Here is a 13,568-nt window from a genome sequence, read left to right as displayed (position 1 = left end):
AAATTTATTTTCTGCCGAGCTGCGAAAAAAATCCCCCCCACGCCTAAAGCTTTGTTTTTCTGTGTCGTTAAACGTGATAACGCATAAGGTTGAGCACATTCAAGACTCTCCAGATGCGGCTCGGTTTAATAAGTAAACTCAGGAGTAACTAAGCATGGCTCAAGTCATAAATACCAACATTGCTTCACTGAACGCGCAGCGTAATCTGAACAGTTCACAGGCTGGTACTAACCAGGCACTGGAAAGACTGTCTTCAGGTCTGCGAATCAATAGCGCGAAGGACGATGCGGCCGGTTTGGCGATCTCCACGCGTTTCGAATCACAAATCAAAGGTCTGAACGTAGCGATCCGTAACGCAGGTGATGGTGTGTCTCTGGCACAAACTGCAGAAGGTTCACTGGGTTCCATGACTGAATCACTGCAGCGTATTCGTGAACTGGCACTGCAGGCATCTAACGGTACTAACAGTTCTGCTGACCGTGACGCGCTGAACGCTGAAGCACAGCTGCTGATCGAAGAAGTGACGCGTGTCTCTGAAGGCGCCAACTTCAACGGTGTTAACCTGCTGGACGGCTCGCTGAGCACGTCTTTCCAGGTGGGCGCGAACGCAGGTGAGTCTATCAGTGTTTCCATCGGCAAACTGACAGCAGATACGCTGGGCGTTTCCGACAAATCCGGTATCAGCTCTACCTCTACCAGCTCTGCGCTGAGTGGTGGCGACCTGGTCATCAATGGTATTGCAGTAGGTGCCTCACGCGCCTCTGACGATAGCTCTTCAACCAGCAATGCAAGTGCCAGTGCAATCTCCAAAGCAGCCGCGATTAATCGCGTCTCTGCTGATTCTGGCGTAACCGCACTGGTAGACGAAAACGTTGCCGCTGGTAGTGAAATGACGGCTGCCGCACTTGCAGGCAGCATCTCTATCAACGGCACTGAAATCAGCATCGAAACAACAACTGATGCCGATTCTTCACGTTCTGCTGTGGTCACTGCGATTAATGCTCAGTCTACACTGACTGGTGTTACCGCGATTGACACCGGCGACAGCGCACTGGGCGTAAGTCTGGTGGCAGAAGATGGCCGAAACATCGAGCTCGACCTGAGCACCAGCGGCGCCTTGACTGCTGCATCAACAGGTCTGGCCGCATCCGGCACTTACACGGGTGGCGTCACTCTGGTTGCCGACAGTGGCACCAACAAAATTGCCATCAGCGGCAGCAACACAGCTGCAGCGGGCCTGGCATCAGGCACTTACAACGCAGGCGTTGCCAACGTCAGCTCTACTGCACAGGTTGCCGGCCCCGGCACAGCGGCTGAAGCGGGTGCGGTTGAAGGTACCAGCACGGCCAACGTGGCCTTTGACTACAGCTCTGGTGTTCAGGCTGAGCTGGCAACACTGAACGGTGGTGTGCAGTTGAGCGCAACCGGTACTGACTTCTCGGTAGCCTCTGCTGCAGCAGCCACGGCAACAACCGGTGTTGATCTGGCAGTTTTTGCCAATGACTTTACCAATAATGGTGTTGCGGCCGAGATTGCCGGTACGGTGGATATATCCGCAACCGGTACAGACTTCTCCGGCGCTAACGATGTCGCCTTCACCTTGAGTGTGGTCGATGGCGCTAACTACGATGTCACAATCGATCAAAACTATACGGATGCCACGGTAGGCCTTGGTGTAGGGTCCGGTAATACCGCGCTGCTGGCTGATATCAATGGCCAGATCGCCGGTTCCGGCTTTACTGCATCGCTGACCGATGGTACCAAGCTGACCTTTACCCAGGATACAGCCGCTGAAGAAACCGTTATTTTCACGGCTGGTTTTGCTTCGACTGATGCTGATACAGTGTTTGGTTTTACCGCTGCTAACGACACCGATGCGGGCACCGCTGACACGGCAACCGGCTCATTCGACCTGGAAATCGATGGTCTGGGTACCCAGACCATCAACCTGAACAGCAACATTGCTAACAGTGCAGCCTTGCTGGCTGCGATTGATGCTGAAATCAACGCAGATTTTGGTGGCGCGGTGGCTACTTCGTCTCTGGACGGCGATGGCAACCTGGTGATCACCTCCGCCACCACTGGCGCGACCAGTCTGGCCACTGTCAGCAACGCGCAAGGCAGTGTCGCCGGTGGTGCCATTCTGGGCCTGCAGAATGCGACAGATTCGGGTACTGCGGCTCTGGATATTTCTTTCAATATCGTAACAACTGACGGTGGTACAGACACGGTTACGCTGAACTCCAGCTACCTGGATGCCGACAACGGCGGCAACCTGGGCGACGGTAATACACAGTTGCTGGCTGATATCAACACCGCCATCGCTGGTTCAGGCTTCACAGCCACACTGAACGTCGACAACGAGCTGGTATTTACTGAAGATGCCAATGGCGGTGATACCATCACTTTCAATGACAATGCTGGTAGCGTGAATGCTGCTGCAGCACTGGGACTGGGTGAAGGTTCTACCGATACCGGTGTGGTCGCGGTCAACCCAACCAATGCTACCTTTGATGTCTACGTCAATGGCGGTACTGTGCAGAGCATCAATGTTGATAACAACGTTGCCAGCGAAGCGGACCTGTTGAACGAAATCAATGGTCAGCTGACAGGCGCGGCTGCTTCGATCAACGACGATGGCGAACTGGTGATCACGTCCAACACAACTGGCGATAGCAGCTCCATCACCATCGCCAACCTCGGCGGCAATGCCGCTGCTGAACTGGGCCTGGTCGCTGGCTCTGACTCGGGTGTTGACGCTGGTGCTGCCGGCTTCGCTAACCTGCAGGCAGGTGACATGGTGATCAACAGCATCAACATCGGTGCAGCCAAGGCAACCGACGATACGTCTTCCTACGCGGGCTCTGCATCAAGCAGTAAAGAAGCGTCAGGTATCTCTATCGCGGCAGCCATCAACCGTTCGACTGAGTCTACGGGTGTAACGGCGACTGTTAACGCAACCACAACTGCTGGCTCGACTGCAGCAACATCGGGTGTTGCCGGTAATACAGCAACACTGTACCTGAATGGCGTTGATGTAGGCCTGACAGTTCAGGCAGATGCTGACTCAAACCGTGCCTTCGCGGTCAACCAGATCAATGCGGCCACTGGCCAGACAGGTGTGGTTGCTGAAGATAACGGTACCAGCGTTACACTGACAGCTGCTGATGGTCGTAACGTGTCGTTGGCGATGAATACCAACGGCGGCGCAAGCGCTGCTAACTTTGGTCTGGGTGGCGTTGGGGAGTCCGACTTCGGTTCGGGTGCCGTTGACCTTGCTGCTGCAGACGCAGTTGCCTCAACCACTTACTCTACAGTAACGCTGAGCTCTGCAGGCACCATCGAGTTGTCTGGTGGTACCAACGGCAATGATGACCTGGCAGCTCTGGGTTTCCAGAAAGGTGATTTCGGTGGCGCAGTCGCTGGTCAGTTCCTGAATGAGGTGGATATCTCTACCCAGAAGGGCGCGGTTGAAGCTCTGTCGGCGATCGACAATGCCTTGAACTCGGTAAACAGCGCACGAGCAGACCTCGGTGCGGTGCAAAACCGGTTTGAAGCCACGATCTCCAACCTGGCGATCAACTCTGAGAACCTGTCAGCAGCCAACTCACGAATCCGTGATGCGGACTTCGCGGCAGAAGCAGCTAACCTGGCACGTTCACAGGTTCTGCAACAGGCTGGTATCTCCATCCTGTCTCAGGCGAATGCCTCTGGTCAGCAGGTACTGTCACTGCTCCAGTAAAACAAAAAGCTAAAGTCCGCCCGGCTGCTACCGATAAGAAGGTAGACGCCGGGCGGATTTCCGCTTTCTGGAGCCTCTGAATAAGATCATGACAATGATGTCGTGGCTTTATTCAGGGGCTTTATTAAATCGCTGGCGAATCATAATGTGGTCCGGGCCTTTGCCCGGATTATGGGTTCAGGGAGCTTGTGTGGGAGGCGTGCTGTGAGTGAAATCAGTATCACCCGATTCCAGCCTGCGGTTGTGACCAGGGAGAAGGTCAATTCTGTACAGCCGGTGGATAACGAGCTGGGTGCGGAGCATACTGACGACACACCCGACGAACAGGGTTCCAATAATAAGGGCTCTGGCAAACAGAATTCAGATCAGCACAAATCTGGCAGTGACGCCAACCAGGAAAACCTCAGCCAGACCCCGGCCTCGCCAGGCAATAGCACATCAGGGCGTAGCCCCTCTGTTGACGCCGATGAGTCGCCGGAAGAGATTCTTGAGCAGGCTGTGACCAAACTCAATCGTTATGTGCAGACCGTCAAACGAGACATCGTATTTGATATCGATCCCTTCAGTAACGAGCCTGCGGTCACTGTGGTAGACCGTGAGTCACGCAAGGTATTGCGTCAGTTTGACACCAAAACAGCGCTGGAGCTGGCCAAGCAGATTGATTCGGAGGAACACATTTCCCTGTTCAAGGCCGAGGTCTAGCGAGGCGAGCGCCCCCTGTATCGTTGTAAAAAAAGGCGGCCCAGTGAATGGGGCCGCCTTTTTTGTGCGCGCGTCTTCTATCCGCACTAAAGGGCTGGTTATCAGTCCTGTGCTGCCTGACGTGCCTCTTCCTCGGCCAGTCGGGCGCCGGCCAGAGTACCGGCCAGGGCATAGTTGCCTTCGTGGCAGGCATATTCATACAGTGGGTCATCGTAGGCAGTCAGCGCCAGTTCGCCGGTGAAGCTGGACTCGAATACCGTGGGATCATCCACGGTAAAACTGTAGATGATTTTACTGTCGGATTCCTTGCGGAAGCGTTCAGTCACGGTCAGGTTTTCCGATGCCCCGCGAAAACTCTGCCAGGGATTGAAGTGCCGTGTTTCAACCACCAGTGTGTCGCCTTCCCAGCGCCCGATTGAGTCGCCCATCCATTTGTTCATGATGCCGGCGCTGGCGTCATGCTCATCCTGAATCTTGATAATTCGCGCGTCATGCACCATTTCCACGACAATGACCACGTATCCGGGGGACTGCACGATCTGGTAGTGACTGTTGTACATCACCGGCAGCATGGGTGGCCCGGAGTTGGAGCCAAAGGACAACAGGCAACGTTCACCGACACCGCGTCCTTCAGGGCCGTCAAACTGGTCAGGGCCAGTCTCGCGCTCACGCGCACGTTCCGCAAGGAACTCGTCGGTGTAACCGGGCATCTGGCCATCGGCAGGATCAATGATGATGGAGGTGCGGAATTCACCGTCGATGGTGGGCATGAACATGCCGCGATCTGTCCAGAACAGGTCGTAATTGCCCACCGGCGGTAAATCTTCTGCGGGTGGCGGCGGTCGATTCGGGTCCAGTGGCTCGTTATCCTGCTCAACCGCCATCTGCGCAGCGCGTTCAAGCTGAAAGGCTTCTTCCTGGGTATAGGCCCGACGCTCACCCAGTTCGCGCGGTCGCGTCAGCGGTGTCACCGTCGCGTTCCGCCAGACGCCCTGTAAGTCAGGCGCGCCATAGGCTGTGCGCGGCACGGTATAGCTCTCATCGGCCTGTTGTGCGAGCACGGTGACGGAGAGTAAACCCGTTGACACGATGCCGACCCCAAGCAGCAGCAGACTGCTGGCAAGCGGTTGTCTGATAAACATAGCTTCTTCTCCCTGTTAGGTTAATTGCGATTCTAGCGAGGCTGGGGCCGACACTCAATGCTTTTGCTATCAACCGGGCGGCAAAGGTTTGCCGTCTGACGGGTCAAGATTATCCGCAACTATCCGATAACCAGTACATAAGCGGGTCAGAAACGCAGGATCCAATGGCCTGTGGTGACTGGCCTGGATATTGCTTTAGCAACGAACTGGCATCAAACAAACGGCTAACTGTGTATGGCAACTATTCAATCGCTAGGTATTGGCTCCGGTCTGTTGACTAGCGAGCTGCTGGAGTCACTGCTGGAGGCCGAACGGGCTCCGGTTGAGCAGCGTCTGGATGTCGAGCAGGAAATTGCCGAGGCCAAGCTGTCCGCATTCGGCGAAATCAGCAGCGTCGTTGGCGAGCTGCAGACAGCGATGCGTGGCCTCAACAGCCTGTCGGCGTTTAACGCCAGCCAAGTTGTGTCTGGCAACGAGTCTGCGCTCACCGCCACGGCCGCAAGCACGGCCGATGCTGGCAATTATTCTGTTCAGGTTCAGCAGCTTGCGCAAAAACAGACGATCGCAACCCAGGCTTATTCCTCTATTAACGAAGCGGTGGGCACAGGCACGCTAAGCTTTCGATTTGGTAGTACAGATATTGATGGTGGCGGCGTTTATCAGGGTTTCACCGTCAACGACGATGTCGCTGGGCGCACGCTGGTCATTAACAGCAGTAACAACACACTGGCAGGCATACGTGACGCCGTTAACAAGGCTGATATGGGAGTCGAGGCGACCATTGTGGACGATGGCAGTGGCTTCCGGCTTCTGTTTACCAGCGCTGAATCCGGAGCGGATCAGAGTATTGAGCTGACTGGCACGGGAACAGCGGGGCTTGATGCATTCAATTTTAATGCTGGATCGCAGACGGCCAGCCAGAGTCAGGCGGCGCAAAATGCCTCGTTTACGGTCAACGGTCTTGCCATCACTCGCAGTAACAATCTGGTTGCCGGTGTCATTCCGGGTGTCACATTAAACCTGAAAGCTACCACGGACGGACCGGTTAATCTGGAAATAGAAAAAGACCCTGGCGAACTGATGGATAAAGTTCAGGGCTTTGTTGATGCCTACAATGGACTCAAATCGATAAGCGATCAGTTGTCGGCGTTCGATCCTGATTCCGGTACCTCAGGTCAGGGCAGCCTGTTAACTGGCGACACGGCGCTGCGTCGAATGATGACGGAGATCAATAGCACGTTGCGACAGGTAACATCAGGCGCGACCTTTAATTCGTTGGCAGAGGTCGGTGTTACCTCGGATCAGTTCAATAACTATCAGCTGACATTTGATCGGGAAGCGTTTGAAACTGCATTCAATGCCGACCCGCAGGCCGTGACTAGTCTGTTCGCAGCCACCGGCACGGTGCCTGACACTCAGGTTGATTTCCTTGGCGCCGGGCGCAATACCCAGCCGGGAAGCTATGCGCTTGAAATCACGCAGCTGGCTACGATCGGTCGTTACCAGGGTATAAGTGTGCCAGCGCTGGCATCGGGCAATATTGTCATTGATGCGGACAACAATGCGTTTACCCTGGTGTTTAATGGCAACGAGATTGATATCAGCCTGACTGAGGGTACGTATGCCACGGCTGAAGAGCTGGCCGTTGAATTACAGTCAAAAATCAACAGTAATGCCGATGTGATCGATTCGGAAGACACCATGACTGTTGTTTTCAACTCCGACGAAGCGCGATTTGAATTAAGTTCAAACCGGTATGGCAATGAGTCGGTCATCAGGTTCAGTGATGTCTCGTCGGCGGCGGCGTCGACGTTGGGGCTGGTGCTTGACAGTCGCGGCCCGTTTGAAGGCAATCAGCTAAATGCGCTGGCCACTACCGGTGGCTTGAGCAGTGACCCGTTCACAGACGCACTGGTGATTGATGCAAGTACCGCCTTCGAGCTTAGTATCAACGGCATTAGCACCGGTGAACTGGCCTTGCCAGGTGATGCGGGCACGCCGGTTACCTACACGACGCCTGATGAGTTGACGAGCGCGCTGGAAACGCAAATAAATGATGCGCTCGCCGGTGAAGGCATCACGGTCAGCGTGGCTTACGAATACAATGCCGACAATGAGCAGGGGCGTCTGATTTTCTCTACCGACAATGCCGGAGACGATATCCAGTTTACCGAAGTCAACTTTGCAGCGGCGAGCAAACTGGGTTTATTCCTCGGCTCCGGGGCGCCGGTTACGTCCATCCGCGGCGTCGATGTTGCCGGGACCATCAATGGTATCGAAGCACAAGGCAATGGCCAGTTCCTGACCGCCTCAACGGGCGCCATCGCTGCACGACAGGGCTTCTATCTGAACGTCGCGCACGGCGATTTATCAACCAGCACATCGGCCGACAGTTTTCGGGTTGAGGTGGACGGTGTTTTATCAGGTGCGATCTCACTCGGTGAGCTTGGCAGCACCAGCCCAGAAGATGTTGCTGCCGCCATGCAGACCGTGATCAATAACAGCCCTGCAATGATAGCGGCCGGTGTTGGCGTCATCGTTGATTACGATACTCCGTCTGGCTCGTTCGGCATCATCTCAAAGTCAACCGGTGCGTCCTCCAGTGTCCGAATTGCCCAGCTTGATGGAAACGCCGGCAGCCTCCTGGGCTTCAGCATTGGTCGTGGCGCCCGCGGCGAAGCCGGTGTGGCTGCCAGCGGCGAGCCTGACCCGTCATCCGGACTTCGAATTCGGGTAAATGGCGGCGAGACTGGTGATCGCGGCACCATTGATTATGCGCGTGGTGCGGCGGACCGGATGAATACGCTGCTTACCGCGTTCCTGGAACCCGGCGGTGTCCTGAGTGGCCGACAGGAGTCCCTGAACGGTGAGTTGGAGAGCATAGCCGAGCGCCGTGTTGAACTTGAAGAGCGCATGGAACGCTCCGAGCGACGCCTGCAATCGTCGTTTACTGCTAACGACCTGATCATTTCACGGTTCAACACCACCGCTGATTTTTTGACCTCGCAGCTGGAAATGCTCGAGGCACTGGTCACGCCCAAGCGTGAATGACGCCAACACTTGATTTGCCAGACTCATGAACTAAATCAACAACATGCCAGACATCATTTTCAGTTAAGGGGATTTTTATGTATTCAATGACACAGGCAGCTGCGCAGTATAAACGTATCAACAATGAAAGCGGCATCGAACAGGCCAGCCCTCATCGTCTAATCCAGATGCTGATGACTGGCGCGATGGATCGACTGGTGCAGGCAAGATCCGCCATGGAGCGCGGTGAGACCGAGCCCAAAGGTGTTCTGCTGGGCAAGGCGACCGGTATTATTGCCGGGCTTCAGGGCAGCCTGGAGCGTGAACAGGCGCCGGAGCTGGTGGATAATCTGGAGCGTCTTTACGACTATATGCAGCGCCGCCTGTTCGAGGCAAATGTCAGCAACGATCCGGCATTGGTGCAGGAAGTGATCGATCTTATGCGTACCGTCAAGACTGGCTGGGATGAAATCGATCCCGCCATCTCGGCGGCGTCGTAAAAATAGTCAAGTAATTGACGCTTCAACGTTTGACTCTGCCGGCCCGGGCGGTGTCTAATTGAAACCCAAGATGACTAAAAAGAATCGATTGTAATCGATCATAAAGTCACAACAGGGGCGGGTCGGCTGGTGTGCACACTCCAGTGCTGCAGCGGCTTGTCGGTACCGGGCATGACACAAATATTAGTTATAGAAGACAGCAAGAAGCTGGGGCACGATTTGAGCATCGTGCTCACTTTTCTGGGGGAAAATCCCCTCACCATTGCCCGTAGCCACTGGCATGATGAAGTGAGTGCGCAGGAGATTGACCCTGCCGCACTCAAGCTGATTCTGATTGGACACTACAAACCATCGCTGATGGCGTCACTGCTGGAAGAGCTGGTTGAGTGGCGCGACGGCATTCCCCTGGTGCTGTTGGGCGATCAGGAGCTGCCCGAGCTGCCTGAGAGTGTGTCAACACGTGTAGTTGCCAGCATCCCGCTGCCCTTGAGCTATCAGCCCATGCTGGACGCGTTGCATAAAGCGCAGGTGTTTGGCGATCATTACGCCCGCCTGCGCGATGTTGGCAGCGTGCGCGACTATAATATGTTCCGCAGTCTGGTGGGCAACAGCAATTCGGTGCAGAAGATCCGTCATTTCATGTCGCAGGTGGCTGATACCGAAGTGACGGTGTTAATCACGGGTGAGTCTGGCACTGGTAAAGAAGTGGTAGCGCGTAACCTGCATGCCAATTCCAACCGCTCCACCAAACCTTTTGTTCCCATCAATTGTGGCGCCATCCCGCCCGATCTGCTGGAGAGTGAGCTTTTTGGCCACGAAAAAGGTGCGTTCACCGGTGCCATTTCAACCCGCGTGGGGCGTTTTGAGCTGGCGCAGGGCGGCACCCTGTTTCTCGACGAAATCGGCGATATGCCGCTGCCGATGCAGGTCAAGTTGCTGCGCGTGATTCAGGAACAGAGTTACGAGCGTGTTGGCGGTACCAAAACCCTGCAGACTGATGTGCGCATTCTGGCCGCAACCCATCGCAACCTGGAGAGCATGATTGATGCCGGCAGCTTCCGGCAGGACCTGTACTATCGTATCAATGTATTCCCTATCGAGATGCCGTCGTTGCGGGACCGGGCGTCAGATATACCGTTTTTGCTAAACGAGCTGATTTCACGGCTGGAAAACAGCAAACGTGGTTCGGTGCGCTTCAATTCCGCGGCGATTCGCGCATTGGGCCAGTATGCCTGGCCGGGCAATGTCCGGGAGTTGGCCAATCTTGTTGAGCGCATGGCCATCATGCATCCCCATGGTGTGGTGGGCGTGCATGACCTGCCAAGGCAGTATCAGCCCGACGATGTCGAATTGCCGCAGGTGATTGAAGAAGCTGCCGTGCTGGCTGAAGAGGAGGCCATGCAGGCGCCGGTCAATGGTTCAGCCGGTGCCGCCGACGGTGCATTTGCAGGTGACATGGCGTCTTTGCTCAGCGAAGGCAACGGTAACCTGCTTCCGCTTAATGGGCTGGACCTGAAAGAGTACCTGGGCAATCTTGAGCGCAGCCTCATTGAGCAGGCGCTTGATGACAGTGGTGGGGTGGTGGCCCGCGCGGCTGACCGGCTCAACATCCGGCGCACCACATTGGTGGAAAAGATGCGCAAATACGACATGCAGCGTTAACGGCTTTTTCAAACCAGGCTAAGGCCCTATTCGCTGACACCAAGGCGGGTGTCGCCTATGTTGAGTGATGCCAGCAGTAACTCGGTTCTGTCACCGTCTTCGATCTGTTCCAGTTTGGCCAACACAAAGGCATGCTCCACCGCCAGCCAGATGCGAGTGCTGCGATCACTGTCGGGATCACGTACGCGCTCTATCAAGAGTGTGTCCAGCGATCCGGCCAGCGTGTCCACGTTTTCCCTGTCCACAACCCGATACTCGTGAGTTTCCGGCTCCGTACCGTCCAGAATCTGGTATTCCAGCGTCGTGCCTGTTTCCAGTAAATCCGGGTTCGCGTTTAACTGGGCGCTCATTTGTGCGGTAAAGCTGAGATTGTCGAGCAACCCGGCACGGATGGCTGTTTCCGACTGTCTGTCGTCCCGGGTTACGCTGGCACTGGCGTTTTCCCAGTCAAACTGGATGGTCTCTTCACGTTTGCGCAGGCCGCTCTGTTCAAAGGCGTATGAGACGGGTACGGCACCACTGTCCTGCCAATAGAAATGGCTGGTTTCCGTCACCGATATCAGGTTGGCTCCCAGTACGCGGAGCGACAGCCCGTGGCTTAGCCGGTAGACATTGTCACCGGTTTCCTCCAGGTTTCGGTAGGCTTCCGTGCTCAGGCCGCGGGCGCGCGCCTCGTAAGCTGCCTCGTAGGGCGAGGGTGCGATCAGAACAGATGACTCTGTTTCTGTGCTGTTCGCACCGCTGTCTGCGCTGCCCGCGTAGAGCTGAGCGGCAAAAGCTGCAACAAAGACGGACATTGCTGTCACAACGGGTTTGTGTAGCGTGTTCCAAAACAGCGCCATGTTTAGAGACCTCTGACTGTATCCTGAAAGTTGCGCCATCGCCCGGTGAGGGCGTGTACCTGAATGATCAGAGTACGCGCTGCAAGCTGAACCGCAACCAAACAGATAGTATCCGGCCCAGCTGTTTCTATCTTTTGATCCCGTTTGATTGGTCCCGATCGCTTTAGATCGGCGTTTGTTCGCTTTGTACGCCGCAGGTGGGCAGGCGCTGTTCGTCTAGCAGAATGCCGTCAGCATCCATCAGCAGGCGCCCGCTGGCGAACCATGAAACCACCTCAGGGTATATTTTGTGTTCTTCGATGGCAACACGCTGCGCCAGTGATTCTGCAGTGTCATTGCTGGTGATCGCGATCGCGGCCTGACGTATGACCGGCCCGCCATCAAGCTCGGCAGTGACAAAATGCACACTGGCACCGTGTTGAAGCTCACCGGCATCCAGAACCCGTTGATGTGTCTGGGTACCTTTGTAGGCCGGCAACAGGGACGGGTGGATATTCAGCAGGCGTCCGGCGTAGTGCTCGACAAAACCGCTGCTGAGTATGCGCATGAACCCGGCCAGGACGACCAGGTCAGGATCAAAAGCATCTATTTCCTGCATCAGCTGGCCGTCAAATGCCTCGCGCGAACTGAAGGTCTTGTGGTCGAGCACCCGGGTCGGGATATCCGACCGCGTGGCCCGTTCCAGACCATAGGCGTCAGCGCGATTACTGATGACGGCGGCCAGCTGGTAGCCACCGGCCTGACTATGATCGATGATTGCCTGCAGGTTGCTTCCATTGCCGGAAATCAGCACCACGACCTGACAGGGCCGCGCTGCTGCCGACCGCCCTGGGCTTGACTGCCCGGGTTTAAACGTCTCAGCCATCACACATAGTCGCCGGTCAGTGTCACTGACGGCTTTTGCTGCTCAGACTTGCTGATTTGCCCAAGCATCACCGCGCCGCGCGTCTGCTGTTGCAGAATCTCAAGCGCCTGTTCGGCCTGGTCGGCGGCAACACAGACAATCATGCCAATGCCGCAATTGAAAGTACGTAACATTTCACGATTGGCGATATTGCCGTTCATTTGCAGCCAGTCGAAGATGGCCGGGCGCTGCCAGGCATTGGTGTCAATCTGAGCCTCGGTGAAATCCGGTAGCACCCGTGGCAGATTCTCCAGAATGCCGCCGCCGGTAATGTGCGCCATGGCATGGACAGGTATGTCGTTTTGCAGTGTCTGCAGCGCTTTAACGTAGATTTCGGTTGGCGCCAGCAATACATCACCCAGCGTGCTGTCGCCGAAGGGGTCATCCAGTTTGGCGTCGGATACTTCAAGCACTTTGCGGATCAGTGAGTAGCCATTGGAATGCGGGCCGGAAGAGGCCAGGCCAATCAGGCAGTCGCCAGCCTGCACCTGACTGTTGTCGATAATGCTGTCTTTCTCGACAACACCGACTGAAAAACCAGCCAGGTCATAATCACCTTTCTGATACATGCCAGGCATTTCGGCGGTTTCACCACCTATGAGAGAGCAGCCAGCCTGTCGGCAACCTTCGCCAATGCCGCTGACCACCTCGGTTGCGATATCGACGTTGAGGCCGCCGGTGGCATAATAATCGAGGAAAAACAGAGGCTCGGCGCCACACACAATCAAGTCGTTAACACACATGGCGACCAGATCAATACCGATGGTGTCGTGTTTACCCATGTCGATAGCCAGTTTCAGCTTGGTGCCAACGCCGTCAGTCGCCGAAACCAGAACCGGTTTGCGATAACCTTCAGGGATTTCGCAAAGTGCACCGAATCCGCCCAACCCCGACAGTACTTCGGGGCGCCGGGTCGACTGGGTCACTGATTTGATTTTTTCCACCAGGGCATCACCGGCATCAATGTCTACACCGGCATCCTTGTAGCTGAGGCTGGGTTTGTCAGTTTGATCGCGGGTAGCAGAAGTCGCTTTGGTTGTCATG

9 protein-coding genes are annotated in these 13,568 nt (G+C 55.7%); 5 read left to right on the top strand and 4 right to left on the bottom strand.

All coding sequences use genetic code 11. The annotated features are described in order from the left end of the window. Window positions 1-154 precede the first annotated feature (154 nt). Complete coding sequence (locus PHACT_RS16645; protein ID WP_070118799.1) at window positions 155-3,742, top strand: flagellin N-terminal helical domain-containing protein; 3,588 nt, start codon at window positions 155-157, stop codon at window positions 3,740-3,742. A 204-nt stretch (window positions 3,743-3,946) separates the two neighbouring features. Beyond that, complete coding sequence (locus PHACT_RS13495) at window positions 3,947-4,444, top strand: flagellar protein FlaG (protein WP_070118798.1); 498 nt, start codon at window positions 3,947-3,949, stop codon at window positions 4,442-4,444. 101 nt (window positions 4,445-4,545) lie between these two features. On the opposite strand, the gene PHACT_RS13490 is transcribed toward PHACT_RS13495, so the two are convergent. Beyond that, window positions 4,546-5,586: a hypothetical protein gene (locus PHACT_RS13490; protein ID WP_070118797.1), complete on the bottom strand. Its 1,041-nt coding sequence runs from the start codon at window positions 5,584-5,586 to the stop codon at window positions 4,546-4,548. Between the two features lie 234 nt (window positions 5,587-5,820). Here PHACT_RS13490 and fliD point away from each other — a divergent pair, with 234 nt between their 5' ends. The 3 genes from fliD (at window position 5,821) to PHACT_RS13475 (ending at window position 10,778) form a co-directional block, all read left to right on the top strand. Then, entirely contained in the window at window positions 5,821-8,637 is a 2,817-nt protein-coding gene (gene fliD, locus PHACT_RS13485; protein ID WP_070118796.1) for a flagellar filament capping protein FliD, read from the top strand. Between the two features lie 77 nt (window positions 8,638-8,714). Then, entirely contained in the window at window positions 8,715-9,116 is a 402-nt protein-coding gene (gene fliS, locus PHACT_RS13480) for a flagellar export chaperone FliS (protein WP_070118795.1), read from the top strand. 171 nt (window positions 9,117-9,287) lie between these two features. After that, window positions 9,288-10,778 (top strand): sigma-54 dependent transcriptional regulator, encoded by a 1,491-nt coding sequence (locus tag PHACT_RS13475; RefSeq protein WP_070118794.1) that lies wholly within the window; start codon window positions 9,288-9,290, stop codon window positions 10,776-10,778. Between the two features lie 26 nt (window positions 10,779-10,804). Here the strand turns inward: PHACT_RS13475 and PHACT_RS13470 are convergent, their stop codons facing one another. The 3 genes from PHACT_RS13470 to purM all read right to left on the bottom strand — a co-directional run bounded on the left by PHACT_RS13470 (window position 10,805) and on the right by purM (window position 13,567). After that, a complete protein-coding gene (locus PHACT_RS13470) occupies window positions 10,805-11,620 on the bottom strand; it encodes a DUF3108 domain-containing protein (protein ID WP_070118793.1) in 816 nt (271 codons plus the stop codon). A gap of 163 nt (window positions 11,621-11,783) precedes the next feature. Beyond that, window positions 11,784-12,485 carry a phosphoribosylglycinamide formyltransferase gene (gene purN, locus PHACT_RS13465; protein WP_070118792.1) on the bottom strand — a complete coding sequence of 234 codons (702 nt, stop codon included), beginning with the start codon at window positions 12,483-12,485 and terminating at the stop codon, window positions 11,784-11,786. After that, window positions 12,485-13,567 (bottom strand): phosphoribosylformylglycinamidine cyclo-ligase, encoded by a 1,083-nt coding sequence (gene purM / locus PHACT_RS13460; RefSeq protein WP_070118791.1) that lies wholly within the window; start codon window positions 13,565-13,567, stop codon window positions 12,485-12,487. Before purM ends, purN begins: the two co-directional genes overlap by 1 nt. Window position 13,568: the final 1 nt, after the last annotated feature.

Origin of the sequence: Pseudohongiella acticola (assembly GCF_001758195.1) — a bacterium.
GTDB lineage: Bacteria > Pseudomonadota > Gammaproteobacteria > Pseudomonadales > Pseudohongiellaceae > Pseudohongiella > Pseudohongiella acticola.
This window is presented reverse-complemented; position numbering and strand designations above follow the sequence as displayed.

Excerpts from the sequence above, each read along its gene's own strand:
- PHACT_RS16645 (WP_070118799.1), top strand. The coding sequence starts at position 155 with ATGGCTCAAGTCATAAATACCAACATTGCTTCACTGAACGCGCAGCGT.
- PHACT_RS13490 (WP_070118797.1), bottom strand. The coding sequence starts at position 5,586 with ATGTTTATCAGACAACCGCTTGCCAGCAGTCTGCTGCTGCTTGGGGTC.
- fliD (WP_070118796.1), top strand. The coding sequence starts at position 5,821 with ATGGCAACTATTCAATCGCTAGGTATTGGCTCCGGTCTGTTGACTAGC.
- fliS (WP_070118795.1), top strand. The coding sequence starts at position 8,715 with ATGTATTCAATGACACAGGCAGCTGCGCAGTATAAACGTATCAACAAT.
- PHACT_RS13475 (WP_070118794.1), top strand. The coding sequence starts at position 9,288 with ATGACACAAATATTAGTTATAGAAGACAGCAAGAAGCTGGGGCACGAT.
- PHACT_RS13470 (WP_070118793.1), bottom strand. The coding sequence starts at position 11,620 with ATGGCGCTGTTTTGGAACACGCTACACAAACCCGTTGTGACAGCAATG.
- purN (WP_070118792.1), bottom strand. The coding sequence starts at position 12,485 with ATGGCTGAGACGTTTAAACCCGGGCAGTCAAGCCCAGGGCGGTCGGCA.
- purM (WP_070118791.1), bottom strand. The coding sequence starts at position 13,567 with ATGACAACCAAAGCGACTTCTGCTACCCGCGATCAAACTGACAAACCC.